This window comes from Streptomyces sp. TAA486, assembly GCF_000426165.1.
The window spans coordinates 99029-120928 of record NZ_AUEV01000002.1; the positions used below are offsets into that span (position 1 = coordinate 99029).

A 21900-nucleotide genomic window follows, 5' to 3' on the forward strand; every position below is an offset into this window, starting at 1 on the left:
AAGAAGGAGGCTGAGGGGTTTCATGTCCGCACCAGAGGGACCGTTCGTCATCGGCGTGGACAGCTCCACGCAGTCGACCAAGGCACTCGTCGTCGATGCCGCCACCGGCGAGGTCGTCGCCCGGGGCCAGGCGCCGCACACCGTGACCCCGGGGCCGGGCCACGAGAGCGACCCGGAGGAATGGTGGCAGGCCCTCGGCTCCGCGCTCGAACAGTGCGGCCGCCTGGCGCAGGGGGCCTCGGCGGTGTCCGTCGGCGGACAGCAGCACGGGCTCGTGACACTCGACGCGGACGGGCGGCCGGTGCGTCCCGCGATGCTGTGGAACGACGTGCGCTCCGCGCCGCAGAGCGACCGGCTCATCGAGCAGCTGGGCGGCCCGGCCGCGTGGGCCGACCGGTTCGGCAGCGTCCCCGCACCCGCCTTCACCGTCACCAAGTGGGCATGGCTGTGCGAGAACGAGCCGGACTCCGCCGCCGCCACGGCAGCAGTCAGGCTGCCGCACGACTATCTGACGGGGCGCCTCACCGGTGAGGGCACGACAGACAGGGGCGATGCCTCCGGCACCGGCTGGTGGGCGAGCTCCACAAGTGCCTACGACGATGAGATGCTCGAACTCATCGGCCTCTCACCGCAGTTGCTGCCGCGTGTCACGACGCCGGGCGAGGCGGCGGGCACCGTGCTGCCCGGTCTGCCGGTGCCCGCCGGCGCCCTGGTTGCGACCGGCACCGGCGACAACATGGCCGCCGCACTCGGGCTGGGACTGCGTCCCGGTCAGCCCGTGCTGAGCCTGGGCACCTCGGGAACGGTGTACGCCGTCTCCTCGCGGCGGCCGACCGATCCGACCGGCACTGTCGCGGGCTTCGCCGACGCACGCGGCGACTGGCTCCCGCTGGCCTGCACCCTCAACTGCACGCTCGCCGTCGACCGCGTCGCCGCGCTGCTCTCCCTGGACCGCGAGGCCGTCGAAGCCGGCGGTGAGGCGGCACTCCTGCCGTTCCTCGACGGGGAGCGCACGCCCAACCTCCCGTACGCCTCAGGGCTGTTGAGCGGCCTGCGTCACGACACCACCGCGGGCCAGATCCTGCAGGCCTCCTACGACGGGGCGGTCTTCGCGCTGCTGCGGGCACTCGACAAGGTGCTGGAGGGGGAGAACGCGGACGAGAACGCACCGCTGCTGCTCATCGGCGGCGGCGCGAAGGGCACCGCCTGGCGCGAGTCGGTACGGCGCCTGTCGGGCAGGCCGGTGCAGGTGCCGCGGGCGGAGGAGCTCGTGGCGCTGGGGGCGGCCGCCCAGGCAGCGGGGCTGCTCCTGGAAGAGGACCCGGCAGCAGTGGCCCGGCGATGGGGCACCGCGGACGGCCCTGCCTACGAGGCCGTCCCGCGGGACGAAGCCACTCTGACCCGTGTCGCGGACACTCTCGCGGGTGCGGATACTCTGCTCCGGCAGCGCTGACACCCCTGCCGCGGACCGTCCGGCCCGGCGGGCGGTACGTCGATTCGACCCGGAGGAACGGACGTTAGGTTCATGGCAGTCCCGCCCAACTCGCAGCAGGAGATGCGTCAGCGCAATCTCTCGCGTGTGCTGTACGCGGTGGCCGCCGCCGGTCCTGTGTCGCGTGCGGCCATCGCCGCGAGGATCGGGCTGACGCGTGCCTCGGTCTCCACTCTCGTCGAAGAGCTGCTGCGCGCGGGGTTCCTCGTCGAGCTGGGACCGGGACGTTCCGGGGGTGTGGGCCGGCCCGGCAACGCGCTGGCGCTGACCGGCCTGGGCCCGTGCGGTATCGGTGCTGAGATCGGCGTCGACCATCTGACGGTGTGTGCTGTCGACCTCGGAGGCCGAGTCCGGGTCAGGGAGGGCGACGAGAGGCCCAACGGCGAGGCCGGGGCGGACTCCGTGCTGCGGCGCCTGAATTCGCTCCTCGACCGTGTAGTCACGGATGCCGGCGCCGCGGGGCTGCGTCCGGCGGGCCTGGCCGTGGCCGTTCCGGGGCTCGTCACCCGTTCGTCGACGAACGTGGTGCGCGCGCCGAACCTCGGCTGGCACGACACGGACCTCGCTGCGCATCTCGCCACGGCAGGTCCGCCGCTTCCGCTGACAGTGGAGAACGAGGCCAACTTCGGTGCGCTGGCGGAGCTTTGGCTCACAGGGGAGAGCACAGCGCGTCGTGACTTCATCCATGTCTCGGCCGAGGTCGGCATCGGCGCCGGAGTCGTCCTTGACGGTGAACTCCTGCGCGGCACCAGGGGGTTCGCAGGGGAACTGGGCCATGTCCCGGTGCAGCCCGACGGGCCGCGCTGTGCGTGCGGCGGCTCTGGATGTCTCGAACAGTACGCCGGCGAGGCGGCGTTGCTGCGTGCCGCGGGCATCGCGGTACGCGGTGCGGGCGGGCGCACCGCGGCGCTGGCGCGGCTGCGCGCCCGGGCCGAGGACGGCGACGAAGCCTCGCTGCGGGCTCTGCGCCGCGCGGGCAGGGCACTTGGCATCGCGCTGACCGGTGCGGTCAACCTTCTCGATCCGCGGGCGGTGCTGCTCGGCGGCGCCCTCGTCGGGCTGGCACCGTGGCTGCTGCCCCCGCTGGAGCGGGAGTTGCGGCAGCGCACGGCTGCACCGGACGCCGTGCCCGAGGTGGCCGTCTCGGCGGTCGGCAGCGACGGTCCCTCGCTGGGCGCGGCGCACTCGGTCGTACGGTCCGTGCTCGACGACCCGTTGCCGTACGCCGTCGCACACTGAAGCCCAGTACCGCACACGGCCGTACGGACTGCCGATGAGCTTGGCCAAGGTCCCTGGCCGCCGTCCGACAGCCGAACGACCCGTCAACTTCACCATGTAATTCAGTACTTCGGGCGAATACCCGGGGGATGCCGTGCCGTGCGCAGGCGGCGCCCCACATGCTCGATCATGTGACACGACGCCACAGATGGCACCGCGCAGCATCAACAGCCGTGGCCGGTGCGGCACTTGCTCTGACGTGCAGCGCACCCGCGGCGGCCTGGTCCTCCCCGCCGCCGGCCGGAGCAGACGACAGCACCGGCCGCATACCCGTACCCCACGTGGACGACGTCACGGACCGCCTGCCTGACGGTCTTGACCTCTCCCTCGAAGCGGCCGGTGCCCGGATCGAGCTCTCGGCGCACGGCGGCAGGTGCCACGTCGTGTCTCTCACCGTCGTCGCCACCCACCTGCGGCTGGCGCTGGCCGCGCGGCACTGTTCCTGGGAGTGCACGTGCGTGCCCCAAGTACCGCCCCCGCCCGTCCCGACGCCCACACCCACGCCTACACCCACGCCGTCCCTCAGCACGCCCCAACCGACGACCTCCGCCTCCCCGCCGCCGACGCCCAGCGACGAACCGCAGGCTCAGGCCCCGGTCGTGCACCGCCCGCCGCGCCCCGCACACGTACCGCGTCCCAAGACACAGCAGCGCCCACCCGAAACGGCGCCCTCCCCCTCCCCTTCCCCCGCGCCCACTCACTCCCGTCTGACGGCACCCGCGCGTCTCGAACCGGTCCCCCGGAGCGACACCGGCCGACTGTCGCTCACCGGCCGCCTTCTGCTGCTGGTCGCTCCCGCGGTGCTCGCCGCCGCCGCGCTGCGCGCCCGCAGCGGCCGCTCCGGCAACGCGCAACGCGGCGGCGCCGGTTCAGGCTCGCCCCCGTCGTCGTCCCCCTTCGGCCGCTGAACGAGGGTGCCCACCCGGCGCCTTCGCTCCCCCGTCCGCTGTCCGTCCCGTCGATCACCCGGGAGTGCAACCGTGCCCGAATGGCTGGTCCTCATCCTCGCGATCCTCACCGCCTGCGCCGCCGTGACCTGGGCCGTCGTGCTCCGGCAGCGGCGTACGGACGGTGACGACCCCTCCGAAACCCCCGACGTGATCGAGTACATGACGATGATGACCGGGGTGGTGTACGCGATCGTGCTCGGTCTGGCCATCGCGGGCGTCTGGGAGGCACGCAACGTCGCCGACGGCGTGGCCACCGACGAGGCACAGGCCCTCCACGAGGTCCACGAGCGCGCGCGTGCCGTGCCCGCCGTCCATCGCGAGCGGATCAGGTCGGATGTCGCCGCCTATGTGCACCACACGGTCGCCACGGAGTGGCCGTACATGGTGGAACACGGCCGGCTCACCCCTCAGGGCGGCAAGCTGCTGGCGGACCTGCGCAAGGACGTACTGGACTGGGAGCCGCGCACGTCACGCGAGGAGCAGGCCTACGCGGCGCTGGCGGACAGGGTCGCGGCGGTCGACGCCGCACGCACCAGCCGTGCGGGCAGCGCTGAGCCGACGCTGCCGGGCGTCGTCTGGCTGGGGCTGTTCGCCGGCGCGGTGGTGTCGGTCGGGATGCTCTTCGCCCTGCAGATCCAGCGATCGACGAGAGAGCTGCTGCTGGCCGGTATCTTCACCGCACTGATCGCGTTCCTGCTCTTCCTCGTACGGCAATTCGACGAGCCGTTCGCACGTGGGCTGACCGATCCGGCCGGGGCGTTCACAGCGCTCTTTCCCCAGGCAGGCGGCAACATCTCGGCCGGATGAGATGCTGGCGGTTCCACGGTCGGGATCGTCTGAGGAGAACCGGGTGCCACTGCTCCTGCCCGCGCTGCACACCGAATCAAGCCGCCTGGCGCTGCGCTTCGGCGAGCGTGCCCTCAGCTACCGGCAACTCGCGGCCGCGGCGGGCGAGATGGCCACCCGTATGGGCGACGCGGGACGCATCGCGGTGTGGGCGACCCCCACCCTGGAGACCGCAGTCGCCGTGGTGGGCGCGCTCCTGGCCGGAGTTCCGGTGGTGCCGGTCAACCCGCGCAGCGGTGAGCGCGAGCTCGCGCACGTCGTCGCCGACAGCGCACCCTCCATGGTTCTGGCCGAGCCGGACGCCGAGCTGCCCGAGGCGCTGGCCGCGGTCCCCCGCACGGACATCGTCGTCACCGCGGAGGCCGACGCCACAGCGTGGAACCTCGCACCCGAGCCCAACGCCGAATCGCCGGCGCTCATCGTCTACACCTCCGGCACCACCGGACCGCCCAAGGGCGTCGTCCTCTCCCGCCGCGCCGTCGCCGTCACGCTCGACGCGCTGGAGGACGCCTGGCAGTGGACGGACGACGACGTCGTCGTGCACGCGCTGCCGCTGTTCCATGTGCACGGCCTGATCCTGGGTGTCCTCGGGCCTCTGCGCCGTGGCGGATGTCTCCACCACCTGGGGAGGTTCTCGACGCAGGGAGTGGCGGACGCTCTCGCCGGAGGAGGCACCATGCTCTTCGGCGTGCCCACGATGTACCACCGGTTGGCCGACTCCCTGGATTCCGAACCCGGGCTCGTCGAGGCGCTCTCCGGCGCGCGGCTGCTCGTCTCCGGTTCCGCTCCGCTGCCGCTGGACGACCACCGGCGCATCACCGCAGCGACGGGCCGCCACGTCATCGAGCGCTACGGGATGACGGAGACCCTGATGAACACCAGCGTGCGCGCCGACGGGGAACCTCGCCCCGGCACCGTGGGTGTGCCGTTGCGCGACGTCGACCTACGCCTCGTCGACGACGCGGGCAAACGGATCGGCACCGGCGGCGAGGAGGAGGCGGAAGGCACGGACGTGGTCGGGGAGGTGCAGGTGCGCGGCCCCAATCTCTTCACCGAGTACCTCAACCGCCCGGACGCCACGGCCGGAGTCTTCGACGGCGGCTGGTTCCGTACGGGCGACATGGCCACGCTGGACGCGGACGGCTACGTGCGGCTGGTGGGGCGGAAGGCCACCGACCTCATCAAGAGCGGCGGCTACAAGATCGGTGCGGGCGAGATCGAGAACGTGCTGCTGTCGCACCCCGCCGTCGCGGAGGCCGCCGTCACCGCCGCCCCGGACCCGGACCTCGGCGAACACGTCGTCGCCTGGATCGTGCCGGCCGACCCGGCGTCGCCGCCGCAAGCCGAGGTGCTGGCGGATTTCGTCGCCGGGCAGCTCGCCCCGCACAAGAGGCCCCGCACCGTGCACTTCCGGGATGCCCTGCCCCGCAACGACATGGGCAAGATCCTCAAGCGGGAACTGACCGGCCCGCCGGAGCCGGCACAGCCCGCCGACTGAGTTCGCGCGGGCCCGGCCTTGCTTCGGAGGCCCCGGGCACTTTCGAGCCGCACGAACACGCGACGGAAGTCGCCACGGCAGATACCTTCGGCCGACTGACCGGCCGCACCGGCGTTCCTAGCCTGCGATCATGAAGAAACTTCTGGAGTTCCTCGCGTTCCTCCTGATCGCGCAGGGCGTCGGGGCCGTCGCCCATCACTTCTTCGGCTGGTTCAAGCTGTGGGGCCTGGTGCACCGGATCGGATTCCTGAGCGGCTACGAGGTCTTCGCCGGCCTCACGCTGGTCGTGCTGGGCGTGGCGGTCGGCGGCGCCTCGGAGAAGGTGGCGCGAGCGGTGCGGTGACGCGGGCCGACGCAACGATCAGGTGCTCGGCTGCGCACCGTCCGGCCCGAGTCCGCGGTCGGCGAGCCAGCGCAGCTGATGGAGCGTCTGCGAGCCCCGCCCCCCGCCGTGGTCGCCGAACTGCCAGACCACGACCTCCTTGTCGGAGTGCGCGTAGTGGTTGTACGCGGCGAAGCCGGTGGACGGCGGGCAGACCGGGTCCATCAGGGCGACGCTGAAGAGCGCGGGCACCGCGGCACGCCGGGCGAAGTGCAGCCCGTCGAAGTAGTCGAGCGTGGAGAAGACGCTCTCGGGGTCGTCGCGCATGTGGACTCCGAGATAGTGCGCGATCTCCGGGTACGGGCCGGCCGCGGCGAGCTCGGCGCCGCGCCGGATGTGGCACAGGAACGGCACGTCGACGAGAGCCGCCGCGACCTCGGTCCCGGCCAGCGCTGCGACTGCCAGGGCCAGACCGCCTCCCTGGCTGTGGCCGGTGACGATCACGCGCGCCGGATCGACCGCGGGATGGCTGCGCATGGTCTCGGCCGCGCGCACCGCGTCGGTGATCAGTCGGCGGTAGTAGTGATGTTCGGGGCCGTCGATGCCGCGCGTCATGAAGCCACCGACGTAATGCGGCCCGGGTACCGGATCGGGGTCGGGGGTGGCGTGGCCCTGGCCTCGGCTGTCGACGACGAGGTGGGCGTAGCCCGCCGCGCTCCACAGCAAATGTTCCGTGTGGAGCCCTCTTCCGCCGCCGTAGCCGATGTAGTTGACGACGACCGGCAGCGGTGCGTCCGCGCCGCGCGGCACCAGCAGCCACGCCGCCACCGGCTGCCCGTCCCATCCTGGGAAGCGCACGTCGTGGACGTCCACCGTGCGCAGCGGGGAGTCAGTGATGCGCGGGAAGGTCGCGGGCGGTGCAGCGTGTGCCGCTTCCCGGGCTGTGGAGAGAGTGCCGGCCCAGAAGTCCTCGAAGTCATCCGGCGCGGTGGTCTCGGGCCGGTAGCTGCGCAGTTGCTCCAGCGGCATGTCGGTCAGCGGCATGTGTCTCCTCGGCGAACGCTCCGGCCGTCCAGGTGCCCGGCCAGCAGGCCACAGCATCGCACGGCGCGCGGCGCCTTCCGGCGGCGACTTCTTCACTCTGTTCATCACCCATGACAGCCCGCGACGGTGGTATCCGTGCCACATGGACTGGTTTGCGGCATCCGACTACTGGCTGACCCGGCTCGTGCTCCAGAGGGCGCTGGCCGGCATCTATCTGGTCGCTTTCATCTCCGGAGCGCTGCAGTTCCGGGCGCTGATCGGTGAGCGCGGCCTGACGCCGGTGACGCGGTTCGTGCGCCGCGTGCCCTTCCGCTCCTTTCCGAGCCTCTTCCAGTGGCGCTGCTCCGACCGGCTGTTCGCAGGCGTGTGCTGGGGTGGTGCGGCGCTGTCGGCGGCGATCGTGGCGGGCGCCGCGGACGCCGTGCCGCTGTGGGCGTCGATGCTCATGTGGGCCGTGCTGTGGCTCGCGTATCTCTCGATCGTCAACGTGGGTCAGATCTGGTACAGCTTCGGCTGGGAGTCGCTGCTCCTCGAGGCCGGCTTCCTCGCGGTGTTCCTCGGCAACGACGAGACGGCTCCACCTGTGCTCGTGCTCTGGCTGCTGCGCTGGCTGGCTTTCCGGCTGGAGTTCGGGGCGGGGCTGATCAAGTGGCGCGGTGACCGCTGCTGGAGGGAGCTGACGTGCCTGGACTACCACCATGAGACGCAGCCGATGCCGGGTCCGCTGAGCTGGTTCTTCCACCGGCTGCCGAAGCCGCTGCACCGCGTGGAGACCGCGGCCAATCATGTGGCCCAACTGGTGGTGCCCTTCGGGCTGCTGATGCCGCAGCCGGTGGCCACGTTCGCGGCCGCGGTCGTCATCGTCACGCAGCTGTGGCTCGTGCTGTCCGGCAACTTCTCGTGGCTGAACTGGCTGACGATCGTCATCGCCCTTGCCGCCGTTGACAGTTCGGCCTTCTCCGGGTCGCCGCCGTCCTTCGCCGCACCGCCGCTGTGGTACGTGGGGGTGGTCTGCGCCGTCACGGCGCTGGTGCTGGCGCTGAGCTACTGGCCCGTGCGCAACATGATCAGCCGGGGCCAGCAGATGAACGCCTCCTTCAACTCCCTGCATCTGGTGAACACTTACGGCGCCTTCGGCAGCGTCACCCGGGTGCGGCACGAGATCGTCCTCGAGGGCACGGACGAGGAGCAGCCCGATGAAGAGACGGTCTGGCGGGAGTACGACTTCAAGGGCAAGCCGGGTGACGTGAGCCGTCTGCCGCGCCAGTTCGCTCCGTACCATCTGCGGCTTGACTGGCAGATGTGGTTCGCCGCCCTCTCCCCCGCGTATGCGGCCGGCTGGTTCGAACCGTTCGTGGCCCGCCTGCTCGAGGGCGACCGTGACACGCTGCGGCTGCTGCGGCGCAACCCCTTCCCCGACGAACCACCCACGCACGTACGGGCGTTGCTGTACCGCTACCGGTTCACGACGCGCGAGGAGCGGCGCGAGACGGGCGAATGGTGGCACCGCACGCTGGTGCGGGAGTTCCTGCCGCCCGTACGGGCCGCGACGGACGCGGACCGGGCGCGTTAGGCACGGCCCACGGCAGGATCGGCGGCCGCCTACCGCTTGGACGGTGCGGGATTGCGTCCTTCCCGGACCGCGTCCTTTCGGGGAGGACCCCGCCGACCCGCCGAGGGCAACGGCCGGCGGGGCCCATCTCCGGTGCGGATGAAGTCGGGGAGGACCGGGCCGCACCGGATGGCTGGAATCGTGCGCCTTGCCCGGTTTGCCGTCAACGTCAGCGGCAGAACTTTCATAGTCCGTTACTGATGACGGCCGGGACGCACCGAAGCCCTCCCGACGGCCGAGTGGGGAGGGCTTCGGCTGATTTGTTCACCGGGTTCGTCGTCACGGTTGTGACGGTGTGCCGCGGCGGCCCGGTTGAGCCTTCCGCATGGCGACCTCCTCGTTGCCGGTCAGCACTCGCCACCCTGGCGGGTTCGTACGATGGGGAGGGCTGTCACTCCGAGTGCGCCATGATGATGTCGGTGACCGTGCTCATCTGGTCGCGGCCCTCCCGGATCTGCTGGTTCATCAGGACCTCGTCGCCCTGGGTGCAGTGGTCGGCGGCGTTCGCGTAGTGCCGCAGGCCGGCCCGCCAGGCACGCGCCCCTTCGTACGCGTCCGCCTCGTTGGCGCGCACCGGGAAGCCCTCCCCTTGGCGCATCGTCTCGACCAGCCCCTGAAGCGTGATGCAGGTCCCGGGGTGCGGACCCGACTTCAGGTCGGTCAACTGAGCTTGAAGGGACGTCAGATGGTCCTGCCGGCCGTCCAGCCACTGACCGATCAACGTCCCGTACGCCGGACCGGACGACTTGACCCCGGCCGCCTTCGGCTCACCTCCGGTGGCGCTGCCGCATCCGGCAATTAGACCAACGGCAAGTGCGAGCTCCACGTGGGCAGTTCGCATTCTCATCGTCGGCGTCCCTCTCCGGAGCCACGGACCCGGCCCGCCGTCGTACATGTCCCGCACCCTGGGGGAACGGTGCCGGTACCCCGCGGCGACGGACCGGGAGACGGAGAACCCCACCCGGCGGACAGAAGGAGGCCCGAGCCGGAGTGGGGGTGATGCCGAGAGTGCGCCCGTGATGTCTGGAAAGCAAGCTATCGGCTTGAACTTTCACATTGTCGCGATTGCGTCAGGCTGATCGCCTGCTGACGGCGGGAGGTGCCACGAGTGAGCCGTGAAAGGCGAGGCCCCGCCTGCTCCCCCCACAGGAGCAGACGGGGCGCCCCCGCTCGCCACCCCCCACGGGAGCGAACGGGAGTACAGGGCCGGTCGCCGAGCCCTGCTGACCACTGATGTCGAGAGTGCGCTCGCATGTCCTAATTGCGCAAGATGCCGGAGGGTCACATTTCCGCCACGCGGTCTTTCAGGGGTCATCCGTCCGGTCGCCTGGGTGTTCCACGGGTGCGTCGGCTGCAATCTGCTGAGGGACCGGACGCCCACGGACCGATCACCGCCAGGGTCGAGGCGCGATCCCTGACTCCCCCGCAGCCTCCGCGGGAGGAACTGGAGCGGACCTTGATCCGAGGTCGCGGTCCGGGGGCCGTCCTGCGTGACGCCGCCGATCTGACAATCCCGGGACGTCTGCCCCGGAGAACCGCTGCGACGCTGGTCAGCGCCCTACGGTGAGCAGGTGATGACCTCGACCCGAACTCACGGGCGGGACAGCGGCAGCGGACGCCCCGGAACCGGCGCAGGTGGTACCGAAGCCCGTTTCGGGACCGGCCACCGCCGCACCGTCCTCGATCTCTGCGCGGTGGCTGCGGCCGCCCTGCTCCTCGCGGCGGCGGCGCTCGTGGGGCGCGCATACGACGACAGCGCCGGCACCCTGCGGCTGCGCTGGCCTCCTCTCTACGCGTACTGGATGCCGCACGCAGGGCCCGGCACCGTACTCGCCGCCGCCGTGGCCGTGCTCGTGATCGCCTACGGGCCCCGCCTGGCAGGGGCCCTGCCCTGGCGCGCACTGCTGCCCGCGGCGTGGGCCGGCGGGATGGCGTGGAGCTGGTCGCTGACGCTGGTCGACGGCTGGCATCGCGGCGTCGCCACACGTTTGACGACGGGCTATGAGTATCTGCAGTCCGTCGGAGACGTCGACGACATCGGTGCGACGCTGCGTGGTTTCACAGCGCGCATCCTCATGGACGCGCCGGACAACTGGCCCCCGCACGTCGCGGGCCATCCGCCTGCGGCGCTTCTCACCTTCGTCGGGCTGGACCGGATCGGACTCGGCGGCGGCGTCTGGGCAACCGTCTTCGTCATCACGGCCGGGTCCTCCGCGGTAGCGGCTGTGCTGGTGACGGTCCGCTCGCTGGTCTCGGAGCAGGCTGCCCGCGGCTGCGCCCCTTTTGTGGTGCTCGCACCCGCCGTGGTGTGGACGGGTGTCTCGGCCGACGGCTACTTCGCGGCGGTGAGCGCCTGGGCGCTGGCGCTGCTCGCCCTGTCGGCGACACGGAGCGTACGGGCTCCCGCGACTGCCGCGCTGGGCTCGGGACTGCTGTTCGGTCTGACCTGCTATCTGTCGTACGGGCTGATCCTGATGGGGTTCCTCGCCCTGGCGGTGCTGGTCGCGGCGCGTGCGGTGCGTCCCGTTCCCCTCGTGCTGCTGGGCATGGCGCCGTGGTTCGTTCTCTTCACGGCAGCCGGATTCTGGTGGTTCGAGGGCTGGTCGACGCTCGTCGAGCGGTACTACCAGGGGGCCGCAGCGGTCCGCCCGTACGGCTACTTCGTGTGGGCGAACCTGGCCGCGCAGACCGCCGTGGCAGGCCCTGCCGTCGTCGCGTCACTGCGCAGGGCGGGGGCCGCCGCCTACCGGGCCGGCCGGAACCGCGGGAGTGGCGCGGACGTCGGGGTCGAGGGGGCGGATCCGGCCAGGCGACGCGCCGCCCTGCTGCTGCTCGTGGCCGGTGGCGTGTGCTGCGTCCTGGCCGCGGACCTCTCCGGGATGAGCAAGGGCGAGACGGAACGCATCTGGCTGCCCTTCACCCTGTGGCTGCTGCCGGCGACGGCGCTGCTGCCGCGGAGCGGCCGCCGATGGTGGCTCGCCGCGCAAGCTGCCACCGCGCTGACGGTCAACCATCTGCTGATCACCGGCTGGTGAGTACGGCCGACAGGCCCGAACCGCTGTCCGGCCTCCAGGACGGACCCGCCGCGCGGGCGCGCCCGAGGGCCATGAACGGCCGTTCGCCGCACCGCCATTCCTCCACGACGCTCCAACCGGCTGCCTCCGCTCGCTCCCGCAGCGCTTCGCGGCCCAGCCTCGCCCACAGGAACGCGGGGCCCTGTCCTCCGGTGCCGTCGCAGAGGCGCACCTCGCTCCTCTCCTCCACCTCGTCGGACGAGGCCTCGGCGAACAACAGCCCATCGGGCGCGAGGAGTTCACGTATGCGCTCCAGCAGCCTCGACGGATCGCCTCCGATTCCGATGTTGCCGTCCAGCAGCAGCGCGCTCTGCCAGCGTCCTTCACCCGGAAGCGGGTCGAACACGGACCGCTGGAGCGCCGCGCCACCCGCGCCGCGCGTACGGGAGATCGCGGCCGGAGAGGTGTCGACGCCCAGCGTGGGCACCCCCAGCCCCGACAGAGCGGCCACCAACCGCCCGGGACCGCAGCCGATGTCGAGGACCGTACCCGTGCACCGCCGTAGGACGCTCATGTCCGCCCGGTCGGCCCGCGCGCACCACCGCTCCACCTCAAGCGGCAGCAGCCAGCCGTCGGGGCGCCGCAGGAACAGCGGGCCCCGGCCGGCGCGGAGCGCGTCGGCGTACGGGTCCTGCTCCGTACACCACGCGAGTGCGGGTGCGCTCACTGCGCCACCGCCCGGGCGAGGTCCGCGTGCACGGAGGCGAAGCGTCCCGAGGAGAGTTCAGCGACCCGGGCGGCATCGGCGCTGGTGTCCACATCGCGGAGCATCGGCAGGTCCCGTACGGACAGGCCCGCCTCGACGAGCCGCTGCCGTTGGCGCGCGCCCGTCTCCGCCGTGGACATCGGTACGCCCAGGACGAGTCCGGGCTGGGGGCGCGCCATGCCGAGGGCCCAGAAGCCGCCGTCCGCGGCCGGGCCGAACCAGGCGTCGCGCTCGTCCCACGGGCCGGAGTTCGTCGCGAGGGCGAGCAGGCCGGTCGTGATCTGCGGGGTGTCCATACCGATGAGCAGCGCCGGTCCGTCGCACAGTCCGAACGCGGCCGCGATCCGCTCGTCGAGTCCGCCGCCGTGCTGCGGCACGACTTCGAACCCGGCGGGCAGCCAGGGTCCCGGCCGCCCGTCGAGCACGAGCACTCGGCGGCGCACGTGCATTCGGGCGACCGTCTCCAGGGTGTCCGCGAGTGAGGCCTCGGCGAGCAGGGCCGCCTCCTCGGGACGGAAAGGAGGCGTCAGCCGCGTCTTGACCCGGCCGGGCACCGGTTCCTTGGCAATCACGAGAAGGGTTGTCGGTGCGGGTACAGGTGCGTTCGCGGGCCCGGGTCCCTCCGGTGAGGGCCGCCGAACGGGACCGGCAGCGGACCGAGCGGGACCGGCTCCGGAGTCCGACGCAGCGGCGGGCAGCGGCAGCCGGGCGGCGACCGCGGGCGGGCCGGCATCCAGGGGGTCGCCCCGCAGGGCCTGGCGACCGTCCTGGCCGCGGCCGCTCATCGCAGCACCGCCTGCATGTCGCGTACGGCGTGCCAGGTGCCCAGCCAGGTGCCGGTCACCTTCGACTTGCCCGAACGGGGCAGGTAGTCGACCTCCGTCTCGTCGATGCGCCAGCCCGCGTCGGCGGCGCGCACCACCATTTGCAGCGGGTAGCCGCTGCGGCGGTCCGTCAGGCCCAGCTCGAGGAGCGCTTCGCGACGGGCGGCGCGCAGCGGCCCAAGGTCGTGCAGCCTCACGCCGGTGCGCCGCCGCACCATGCGCGAGAGGGCGCGGTTCCCGAGACGGGCGTGCAGCGGCCACGCCCCGCGCCGTGTCGGGCGACGCCGCGCCAGTACGAGGTCCGCCGTTCCCTCGCGGACCGGCGCCGAGACGCGCGGCAGCATGCCCGGGTCCAGTGTGGCGTCGCAGTCGCAGAACGCCACGAACTCCGCCTCGGCCGCGAGTAGCCCCGCATGGCAGGCCGCTCCGAATCCGCGGCGCTCCTCGCGCACCACTGTGGCGCCGTAGTCGCGCGCGATGCCCGCCGAGCCGTCGGTCGAGCCGTTGTCGACGACAATTGCCCGCCATCCGGCCGGAATCCGATCCAGCACCCATGGCAGCGCTTCGGCCTCGTTGAGGCAGGGAAGCACCAGGTCTCCGTGCCAGAACTGCGAGTTGGTGGTCATCTCCATCTGCCTCACCCTACGAACCCAAAACAGACATATGGGATCGACGCACCTTACGGAAGGCTGACATCCGCACCCCGGCGACGCCTCGGCAGGTCCTCCGCGCCCGGCCCGGTGCCAGACTCGCCGTATGCGAACACAGCCTTCGGCCGCGGCCCGCAGGGTCCTTGTCGTGGACGACGATCCGACCGTCACGGAAGTGGTGGCCGGTTACCTCGACCGCTCCGGTTTCATCGTCGACCGCGCGGCCGACGGGCTCGACGCCTTGTCCAGGGCGCAGGCCGCACCGCCCGATCTCGTCGTGCTCGACCTGATGCTGCCGGGACTGGACGGCCTTCAGGTGTGCAGGCAGCTGCGCCGGCAGGGACCGGTGCCCGTGGTGATGCTGACGGCACGCGGCGACGAGGAGGACCGCATCCTCGGCCTCGAAGTGGGCGCGGACGACTACGTCACCAAACCGTTCTCCCCGCGTGAACTGGTGCTCCGCGTCGAATCGGTGCTGCGCCGCGCGGGGTCACCGCCGCCGGACGGACCGCTGCTGACGGGTGGCGGCATCACCCTCGACCCGGCCGCCCGTTCGGTCTCCGACGCTCGTGGTCCTCTGTCGCTGACCCTTCGAGAGTTCGATCTGCTCGCGCACTTCCTGCGCCATCCGGGGCGGGCGTTCAGCAGGGAACAACTCATGACGGACGTGTGGGGCTGGGACTTCGGCGACCTGTCGACTGTGACCGTCCATGTGCGGCGCCTGCGCCACAAAGTCGAGGCCGATCCCGCACACCCGCGGCTGATCACGACGGTGTGGGGCGTCGGCTACCGGTTCGACGCCACCGGCATCGGGAACCCGGCCGACGGAGACGCGGACGCCGGCGGCCTCGGTGACGTCGGAGGCCGTAATGCGTGACCTGCTGCTCATCGCGCTCTACGCGGCGCTGGGAGCGGCGGCCGTCGGCCTGGCGGGGCTGGTCGTGCTGCGCGCTCTGCGACGCCGGTCGGTGGCCGTGTCGCTCGCCGTCCTGACCGCTGTGGCCGTCGGTTCGGTGCTGGCCGGAACCCTGTCGGTGGCGTGGGCGATGCTTCTCAACAAGCACGACCTGGGCGTGGTCACGACGGTGTGCGTGATGGCGGGCGTGACCGCGACGGCCACCGCCCTGTGGCTCGGCCGGTGGGTGATCGGCGGGCACCGAGCGCTGGAGCAGGCGGCTCGGGCGCTGGGCGAGACCGGCAGCGCCGGAGAAGCCGAAGGCACCGGCGGTACGGCGGGCCGGGGCAAAACAGACCGTACTGCCTCGGTGGGCGCCTCGCCCCGTAGCGGAGACGGCGGTCAGTCTGCGGCGTGGGGCATCCTCTCCCCGGGGGCGGATGGGACAGGTCAGGCCGTCGGCGGTTTCGTGCAGCCGACCACGCCCATGCCGGCCGAACTGACCTCGCTGTCCCGACAGTTGGCGGACAGCAGCGCAAGGCTCGCCTTCTCGCGCGAACGCGAGCGCGCCCTGGAGGCCTCACGCCGCGAGCTCGTTGCGTGGATCTCGCACGACCTGCGGTCACCGCTGGCCGGGCTGCGTGCGATGGCCGAGGCGCTCGAGGACGGCATCGCCGAAGACCCGGCCCGCTACCACCGCCAGATACGCGGCGAGGTCGAACGGCTCTCCGGCATGGTCGGCGACCTCTTCGAACTCTCGCGCATCCAGGCCGGTTCGCTCACCCTGTCGCGGACGCGCATCTCCGCGTACGACCTCGTCAGCGACGCTCTCGCCGGAGCCGACGCCCTCGCCAGCGAGCTAGGGGTTCGTCTCGCCGCCGCCGGCGTCGAGCAGATCCCGATGGAGGTGGACGGCAAGGAGATGTCCCGCGTGCTGGCCAACCTCCTCGTCAACGCCATTCGCCGCACGCCCGCGGACGGCACGGTCGCCGTGTCCGCGAGACAGGTTGAGGACTCGGTGGTGCTGTCGGTCGTCGACGGCTGCGGAGGCATCCCGGCGGAAGACCTTCCACGGGTCTTCGACACCGGCTGGCGCGGCACCGACGCACGCACGCCCCCCGGAGGTGCGGGGCTCGGACTGGCGATCGTGCGCGGCATCGTCGAGGCCCACAAGGGGCGCGCCGCTGTACGCAATGTGCCTGGCGGCTGCCGCTTCGACGTCGTGCTCCCGGCTGCCCGCTGACGTACGGGCGACGGGACACCCCCTCATCAGACCGCTCTGTCGCGCAGTTGACCGCCAAGGGCTCGGAGCCGCAGGCGGATAGCCGGGTCCACGGCGGGGTGGGCCGTCGCCACGCGACCGGACGTTCGCGGCCGCTGCCGCCCCACGGGGCGCGGACGCTGCGCAAGCCTGCCAGGCTGCTCAGGGTCGGGCGGGGGCGGCCAGTTGGTCCTTCGCGAACCGTGCCATCCCCTCGGCGAACGGCACGCGCGCGCTCCAGCCCAGTTCACGGCGGAAGCGTTCTGAGGACGCGGTGATGTGCCGCACGTCGCCCAGCCGGTACTCCCCCGTCACCACCGGCTTCGGCCCGCCGTAGGCATCCGCCAGCGCGTGGGCCATCTCCCCCACGGTGTGGGGCTGTCCGCTCCCGGTGTTGTACGCGCGCAGTCCCCCGACCGGCAGGTCGTCGAGGGCCTCCAGGGCGACGACGTTCGCGGCCGCCACATCGTCGACGTGGACGAAGTCACGCCGCTGCGCACCGTCTTCGAACACCCGGGGGGCCTCCCCCCGTTCCAGGGATGAGCGGAAGAACGAGGCCACACCCGCGTAGGGAGTGTCCCGCGGCATCCCGTCTCCGTAGACGTTGTGATAGCGAAGGCTGACGGCCCGGCCTCCGGTGGCGCGCGCCCAAGCGGCCGATAGATGCTCCTGTGCCAGCTTCGTCGTGGCGTAGACGTTGCGCGGGTCGGCCGGGGCGTCCTCGTCGACGAGTTCGGGATCAAGCGCGGCACCGCACAGTGGGCAGGGAGGCTCGAAACGGCCGCTGTCCAGGTCCGATACGGACCGGGGGCCGGGCCGCACCACCCCGTGAACAGGACAGCTGTACCGCCCCTCGCCGTACACCACCATCGACCCGGCCAAGGCCAGCCTGTGCACTCCGGCATCGGCCATCTGCTCCAGCAGCACGGCCGTACCGAGGTCGTTGCTGCTCACGTACTCGGACGCATCCGCGAAGCCTTTGCCCAGCCCCACCATCGCGGACTGGTGACACACCGCGTCGGCTCCTCTGAGAGCCTCCCTCACAGCCACCGGGTCCCGTACGTCTCCGCGGGTCCCGTCCACCGCTGCCCTGTCGAACACCACAGGTTCGTGCCCCGTGGCCTCGAGCACGGTCACGATGTGAGACCCGATGAACCCCGAACCGCCTGTCACCAGTACGCGCATGTCGCCACGTTACGGCCGCTGGATCCCTGACCGGCCGAACCGGGACGTATGTCAGCCTTCCGTAAGGTCTGGCCAGTCGCTCACGCTGTTGAGACGATCACCGCATGTGCATCTCGTGCATCGAAGCCGCGCCCCATTGCCTCGCGCCCGTCCGCAGTCACGGAGCCCGACGATGACGCAGGGCTCGACCGGCGGGCTCATCCCCCGTATCCCGGAGGAGACCACCGTCGGCATCATCGGCGGAGGCCCGGCGGGGCTTCTGCTCTCCCGGCTCCTTCACCGCTCCGGCATCTCGAGCGTCGTCCTCGAGAGCCGTGACCGCTCCTACGCGGAGCAACGGCAGCGGGCCGGGATGCTGGAGCAGACGACGGTGGACGTGCTGCACGACTGCGGCGCCGGAGCCCGGATGGACCGCGAAGGCCTGGTGCACGACGGCATCGAGCTTCGCTTTGACGGACGCTCCCAGCACATCGACTTCCCCACTCTGGCGGACGGCCGCCGCGTGACGATCTACGCCCAGACGGAAATCGTCAAGGATCTCATCTCCCTTCAGCTCTCCGAACTCTCCGACGGCGCACCCCTGCTCTTCGACGCCAAGGTCCACTCCGTCTCGGGCCTCACTCAGGAGATGGAACAGGGGGCGAAGGAGACCGGCTCGGACTCCGAGAAGCCCGTCCTGCACTTCAGCCACGAGGGCCGCCCGCAGACCCTGCGATGCGACTTCGTCGTGGGCTGCGACGGCTCGCACGGCATCGCGCGCAGCGCACTCCCCGCCTCGGTCGCCCGTACCTACGAGCGCGAGTATCCGTATTCCTGGCTCGGCATCCTCGCCGAAGCCCCTCCCTCCTGTGACGAGTTGATCTACGCACACTCGCCGCGCGGTTTCGCTCTGCACAGCATGCGTTCCCCGTCCGTCAGCCGCCTCTATCTGCAGGTGCCGAACGGAACCGATCCCGACGAGTGGCCCGACGAGCCGATCTGGGACGAACTCGACGCACGCTTCGCCCTCAGGGACGACCGCGGATGGCGGCTCAACCGGGGGCCCATCACCTCCAAAGCGGTGCTGCCCATGCGCAGCAGCGTCACCGAACCCATGCGTCACGGACGGCTGTTCCTCGCGGGCGACGCCGCCCACATCGTGCCGCCCACCGGCGCCAAAGGACTCAATCTCGCTGTCGCCGACGTCGCTGTGCTGGCCCGAGCCTTCGCCCGCTATTACACCTCCGGTGACACCGCCGCACTCGACAGCTATTCCGACGACCGTCTTCGACGGGTCTGGCGAGCCGAGCACTTCTCCTACTTCATGACCACCACGCTGCACACCTCCCCCGATCAGTCCCCCTTCGACACCCGTCTCCAGCTCTCTCAGCTCGACCGCATCGCCTCCTCACGCGCCGCCGCCACCGAACTCGCCGAGAACTACGCGGGACTTGCCCTAGTCGAATAGGCCCTTCTTTGATTCGGGCGGCCGTGCCGCCGATGGCACCGGTTCACGCCACCGCCGATCCCCGCCCCTTCTCGTAGACAGTCAAGCCGCGTGAGAGGCGCAACGGAACGAGCACCAGCTCCACCGCGACGGCCTTCCACGCATAGAGCAGATTCACGATCTTGGCCGGATAGACGCAGGGGATGTTCAACAGCACACGCCCCAGCGGGAGTCGGCGTTTTCGTGCGGCGTACACCAGAGGCGGCAGCGTGAAGGCCAGCTCCGCGCCCAGCCACCACAGCACCGTGGGCAGAGCAGGACGCCCTATGCCGAGTGTGAGGACGAACGGTGCGCTCCACCAGAGAGGCGCGGTGAGGATCTCCAGTATCGCCAGCAGCACCCACACTGCGAGTATCGGCTTCCTACGCAGCAACTGCCCTGTGTGCAGGCGCACGTTCTGGCAGAAGCCGGCCATCCACCGCCACACCTGCTTGCGCATGTAGAGCAGCGTCTCCGGGTCAGCGGCCCAGGCGACCGCATCACCGACGTAGCGCGCACGGCGTCCCGCGATCTGCTGTGACCAGGTGAAGTCCATGTCCTCGACGATCGTCCGCTCGGGGAAGCCGCCGAAGTCCACCAGCACGTCTCTGCGGAAGACCGAGCAGCAACCGGAGCAGACCATGGGGCTGTTGGCGCACTGCTGGATGGGCCGGTGCCAGTGGAAGCCGAAGAGGTATTCCACCGAGCGGCCGCGCTCCCACACCGTCCGCGCGAATCGCGTCTGCACATTGCCCGCAGCGACGACAACCTCAGGGTCGTCGAACGCGGGAAGGATCCGCTCGATGTAGTCCCCCGCCAATACCGTGTCGGCGTCGACCGCCAGCACCAACTCCCCTGAACAGTGCGGCAGTGCGTAGTTCTGCGCCCGTGCCTTGCTGCCCAGATTCTGCGGCGGGCGCAGCACAGACACCCCGTAGCTGCGCGCCACGTCTCCGGTCCGGTCTCGCGAGGCATCGTCGACGACGATGACTTGCTCCGGTGGCACCGACTGGCTGAGCACCGACTCCAAGGTGGCGGGCAGGCCCTTTTCTTCGTCGTGCGCCGGGATGATCACCGTGACGCTGCGGACCACGCGCTCACCCCCTGCGCCGCCGCGGTTGCTGCAGGACGTGCCCGTCGGCAGCGCCGCAGGGACTTGCCCGCTATCACGACCGCTCCGACCACCCCGTACACCAGCACGCTGACACCGATGAACGGCAGCCCCCCGTGCATGGGCCCCTCCTCTTCTCGCATGACCCGGCGCCTCTCGCCGGGCACGGAAGACAAGCTAGCCCGCAACGGTCACTTACAGTTTTGGGTCACTACTTTCTGTGGGCAACGCGCGGGATGTGGATACCGCGCTCACCCCTGAGTGGAACTGCCACCAGCGTCACGGTTGTCTGTCCGACGAGCCGCGGAGCCCGCGGCGCGCTTCGGAGAGTGCGCCAACTCCGGAGAGGACGACTCCAGCGGCACCGACCAGGACCTCACCAGGCCCAGCTGGGCAGCCTGCCGCGGCAGCAGCGCGTCCAGCAGCCAGTCGGCTGCCACACGCACCCGGTTCCCGGGTAGCGCAGCCAAGTGATAAGCGCGCGTCACGGCGTTGGCGAGCGGTCCCGACAGCGGCACCCCCAGCGGATTTGCCGCCGCCTGCACCCCGCCCAGGTCCACGGTGAACCCCAAGTCGTTGTGCTTGTACGGGCGGCGCTGACCGTAGCCGTAGGAAGCGGCGACGTTGTCCGCGACCGTCTTCCCCTGCCGCACGGCGTGCTGCCCGGTCATCGGCGTGTACTCGCCCGGCCGCGTCAGATCCGGAACCGCGGCAGCGTCACCGCACGAGAAGACCTCCGGATGACCCGGCACCTGCAGATACTCATCGACGCACAACCGGCCCTTCTCCGTGGGCAGCCCCATCTCTTCCACCAACGGGTCGGGCCGCACGCCGACGCACCAGATCAGTGAACGCGTGCGGACGAACTCGCCGTCGTCCAGGAGGATTCCCTCCTTGGTCGCCTCCTTCACCGACGTACCTGTCCGGACCTCCACGCCCCGCTTGGTCAGCACACGGTGCGCCGTCTTCGACAGACGACCGTCCAGCTCCGGCAGCACACGCGGAGCGATGTCGAGCAGCATCCAGCGAGGTAGGCGGTCACCGCGCAGCCCGTTGCCCGCCTTGCGGTGCTGCTTGGCGAGCGAATCGGTGAACAGCTTGCCGTGGGCGGCGACTTCCGTACCGGTGTAGCCGGCGCCGACGACCACGAAGGTGCAGCGCGCGTCGCTCTCGGCGGGGTCCTCGGCCGAAGTGGCCATCGCGATCTGCCGCGTGATGTGATCACGCAGATACAGCGCCTCCGGCATGCCCCGAAAGCCATGGGCGTACTCGGCGACCCCGGGAATGGGCAGCAGCTTGTTCACACTGCCCACGGTCAGTACGAGCCGGTCGTAGCGCAGCTCTCCCCCGTTGCCCTCGGGATCCACGTACGTGATCTTCCTGGAGGTCAGGTCGACCCCGTCCACCTCACCGAGCACCAGCCGCACCCCGCGCAGCGTGCCCGCCAGCGACACCGACACCCGACGGGGCTCCAGCACGCCGGCGGAGACCTCCGGAAGCATGGGCAGGTAGAGGAAGTAGTCGTTCGGGTTGACGAGAACGATCTCCGCAGCCCCGCGGAACTTACGTGAGAGCCGCCTCGCTGCCTGGTATCCGGCGAATCCAGCTCCGACGATGACTATGCGGGACCGGCCCACTGGTGGGTGCTCCAGACCTCGGGTACCTTCGCGGACCCTGCCCGCAGTTC

At 71.0% G+C, this 21900-nt stretch carries 19 protein-coding genes; 11 read left to right on the forward strand and 8 right to left on the reverse strand.

Going from position 1 to position 21900, the window contains the following annotated elements:
- Positions 1-22: 22 nt before the first annotated feature.
- The 6 genes from xylB (at position 23) to I004_RS0104415 (ending at position 6407) form a co-directional block, all read left to right on the forward strand.
- On the forward strand, positions 23-1453 hold the full coding sequence (xylB, locus tag I004_RS0104390; RefSeq protein ID WP_028434476.1) for a xylulokinase: 1431 nt from the start codon (positions 23-25) through the stop codon (positions 1451-1453).
- Between the two features lie 72 nt (positions 1454-1525).
- Positions 1526-2731 (forward strand): ROK family transcriptional regulator, encoded by a 1206-nt coding sequence (locus tag I004_RS0104395; RefSeq protein WP_028434477.1) that lies wholly within the window; start codon positions 1526-1528, stop codon positions 2729-2731.
- A 320-nt stretch (positions 2732-3051) separates the two neighbouring features.
- Positions 3052-3678, forward strand: a complete 627-nt coding sequence (locus I004_RS32175; RefSeq protein WP_158676999.1) for a hypothetical protein — start codon at positions 3052-3054, stop codon at positions 3676-3678.
- Positions 3679-3750: 72 nt separating this feature from the next.
- Positions 3751-4527 carry a bestrophin-like domain gene (locus I004_RS0104405; RefSeq protein ID WP_028434478.1) on the forward strand — a complete coding sequence of 259 codons (777 nt, stop codon included), beginning with the start codon at positions 3751-3753 and terminating at the stop codon, positions 4525-4527.
- A gap of 43 nt (positions 4528-4570) precedes the next feature.
- Positions 4571-6064 carry an acyl-CoA synthetase gene (locus tag I004_RS0104410; RefSeq protein ID WP_028434479.1) on the forward strand — a complete coding sequence of 498 codons (1494 nt, stop codon included), beginning with the start codon at positions 4571-4573 and terminating at the stop codon, positions 6062-6064.
- A 130-nt stretch (positions 6065-6194) separates the two neighbouring features.
- A complete protein-coding gene (locus I004_RS0104415) occupies positions 6195-6407 on the forward strand; it encodes a hypothetical protein (protein WP_028434480.1) in 213 nt (70 codons plus the stop codon).
- 18 nt (positions 6408-6425) lie between these two features.
- Here the strand turns inward: I004_RS0104415 and I004_RS0104420 are convergent, their stop codons facing one another.
- The gene (locus I004_RS0104420; RefSeq protein WP_028434481.1) at positions 6426-7430 is read right to left on the reverse strand and encodes an acetylxylan esterase; all 1005 of its coding nucleotides are present in this window, start codon (positions 7428-7430) and stop codon (positions 6426-6428) included.
- Positions 7431-7572: 142 nt separating this feature from the next.
- Here I004_RS0104420 and I004_RS0104425 point away from each other — a divergent pair, with 142 nt between their 5' ends.
- Positions 7573-9003 (forward strand): lipase maturation factor family protein, encoded by a 1431-nt coding sequence (locus I004_RS0104425; RefSeq protein WP_028434482.1) that lies wholly within the window; start codon positions 7573-7575, stop codon positions 9001-9003.
- A 430-nt stretch (positions 9004-9433) separates the two neighbouring features.
- Here I004_RS0104425 and I004_RS0104430 read toward each other — a convergent pair whose 3' ends face one another.
- A complete protein-coding gene (locus tag I004_RS0104430; RefSeq protein WP_158677000.1) occupies positions 9434-9889 on the reverse strand; it encodes a hypothetical protein in 456 nt (151 codons plus the stop codon).
- A gap of 727 nt (positions 9890-10616) precedes the next feature.
- Between I004_RS0104430 and I004_RS0104435 the strand changes: the two genes are divergently transcribed.
- Complete coding sequence (locus I004_RS0104435; protein ID WP_037975004.1) at positions 10617-12077, forward strand: hypothetical protein; 1461 nt, start codon at positions 10617-10619, stop codon at positions 12075-12077.
- Here I004_RS0104435 and I004_RS32180 read toward each other — a convergent pair.
- The 3 genes from I004_RS32180 to I004_RS0104450 all read right to left on the reverse strand — a co-directional run bounded on the left by I004_RS32180 (position 12064) and on the right by I004_RS0104450 (position 14278).
- Entirely contained in the window at positions 12064-12783 is a 720-nt protein-coding gene (locus I004_RS32180) for a methyltransferase domain-containing protein (protein WP_051344698.1), read from the reverse strand. The genes I004_RS0104435 and I004_RS32180 overlap by 14 nt on opposite strands.
- The gene (locus I004_RS0104445; protein ID WP_028434485.1) at positions 12780-13394 is read right to left on the reverse strand and encodes a DUF2064 domain-containing protein; all 615 of its coding nucleotides are present in this window, start codon (positions 13392-13394) and stop codon (positions 12780-12782) included. Before I004_RS0104445 ends, I004_RS32180 begins: the two co-directional genes overlap by 4 nt.
- Positions 13395-13603: 209 nt before the next feature.
- A complete protein-coding gene (locus I004_RS0104450) occupies positions 13604-14278 on the reverse strand; it encodes a glycosyltransferase family 2 protein (RefSeq protein ID WP_051344699.1) in 675 nt (224 codons plus the stop codon).
- Between the two features lie 124 nt (positions 14279-14402).
- Between I004_RS0104450 and I004_RS32185 the strand changes: the two genes are divergently transcribed.
- Together I004_RS32185 and I004_RS40140 are read left to right on the forward strand one after the other, a co-directional pair.
- The gene (locus tag I004_RS32185) at positions 14403-15173 is read left to right on the forward strand and encodes a response regulator transcription factor (protein WP_051344700.1); all 771 of its coding nucleotides are present in this window, start codon (positions 14403-14405) and stop codon (positions 15171-15173) included.
- Entirely contained in the window at positions 15166-16434 is a 1269-nt protein-coding gene (locus I004_RS40140) for a sensor histidine kinase (protein ID WP_028434487.1), read from the forward strand. The genes I004_RS32185 and I004_RS40140 overlap by 8 nt, the downstream gene beginning before the upstream one ends.
- 180 nt (positions 16435-16614) lie before the next feature.
- Here the strand turns inward: I004_RS40140 and I004_RS0104465 are convergent, their stop codons facing one another.
- A complete protein-coding gene (locus I004_RS0104465; protein WP_028434488.1) occupies positions 16615-17637 on the reverse strand; it encodes an NAD-dependent epimerase/dehydratase family protein in 1023 nt (340 codons plus the stop codon).
- 172 nt (positions 17638-17809) lie between these two features.
- Between I004_RS0104465 and I004_RS0104470 the strand changes: the two genes are divergently transcribed.
- On the forward strand, positions 17810-19084 hold the full coding sequence (locus I004_RS0104470; protein ID WP_051344701.1) for a 4-hydroxybenzoate 3-monooxygenase: 1275 nt from the start codon (positions 17810-17812) through the stop codon (positions 19082-19084).
- Positions 19085-19127: 43 nt separating this feature from the next.
- On the opposite strand, the gene I004_RS0104475 is transcribed toward I004_RS0104470, so the two are convergent.
- Together I004_RS0104475 and I004_RS32190 are read right to left on the reverse strand one after the other, a co-directional pair.
- On the reverse strand, positions 19128-20195 hold the full coding sequence (locus tag I004_RS0104475) for a glycosyltransferase family 2 protein (RefSeq protein WP_028434490.1): 1068 nt from the start codon (positions 20193-20195) through the stop codon (positions 19128-19130).
- A 269-nt stretch (positions 20196-20464) separates the two neighbouring features.
- On the reverse strand, positions 20465-21850 hold the full coding sequence (locus I004_RS32190; protein ID WP_051344702.1) for an NAD(P)/FAD-dependent oxidoreductase: 1386 nt from the start codon (positions 21848-21850) through the stop codon (positions 20465-20467).
- Between the last annotated feature and the right edge of the window lie 50 nt (positions 21851-21900).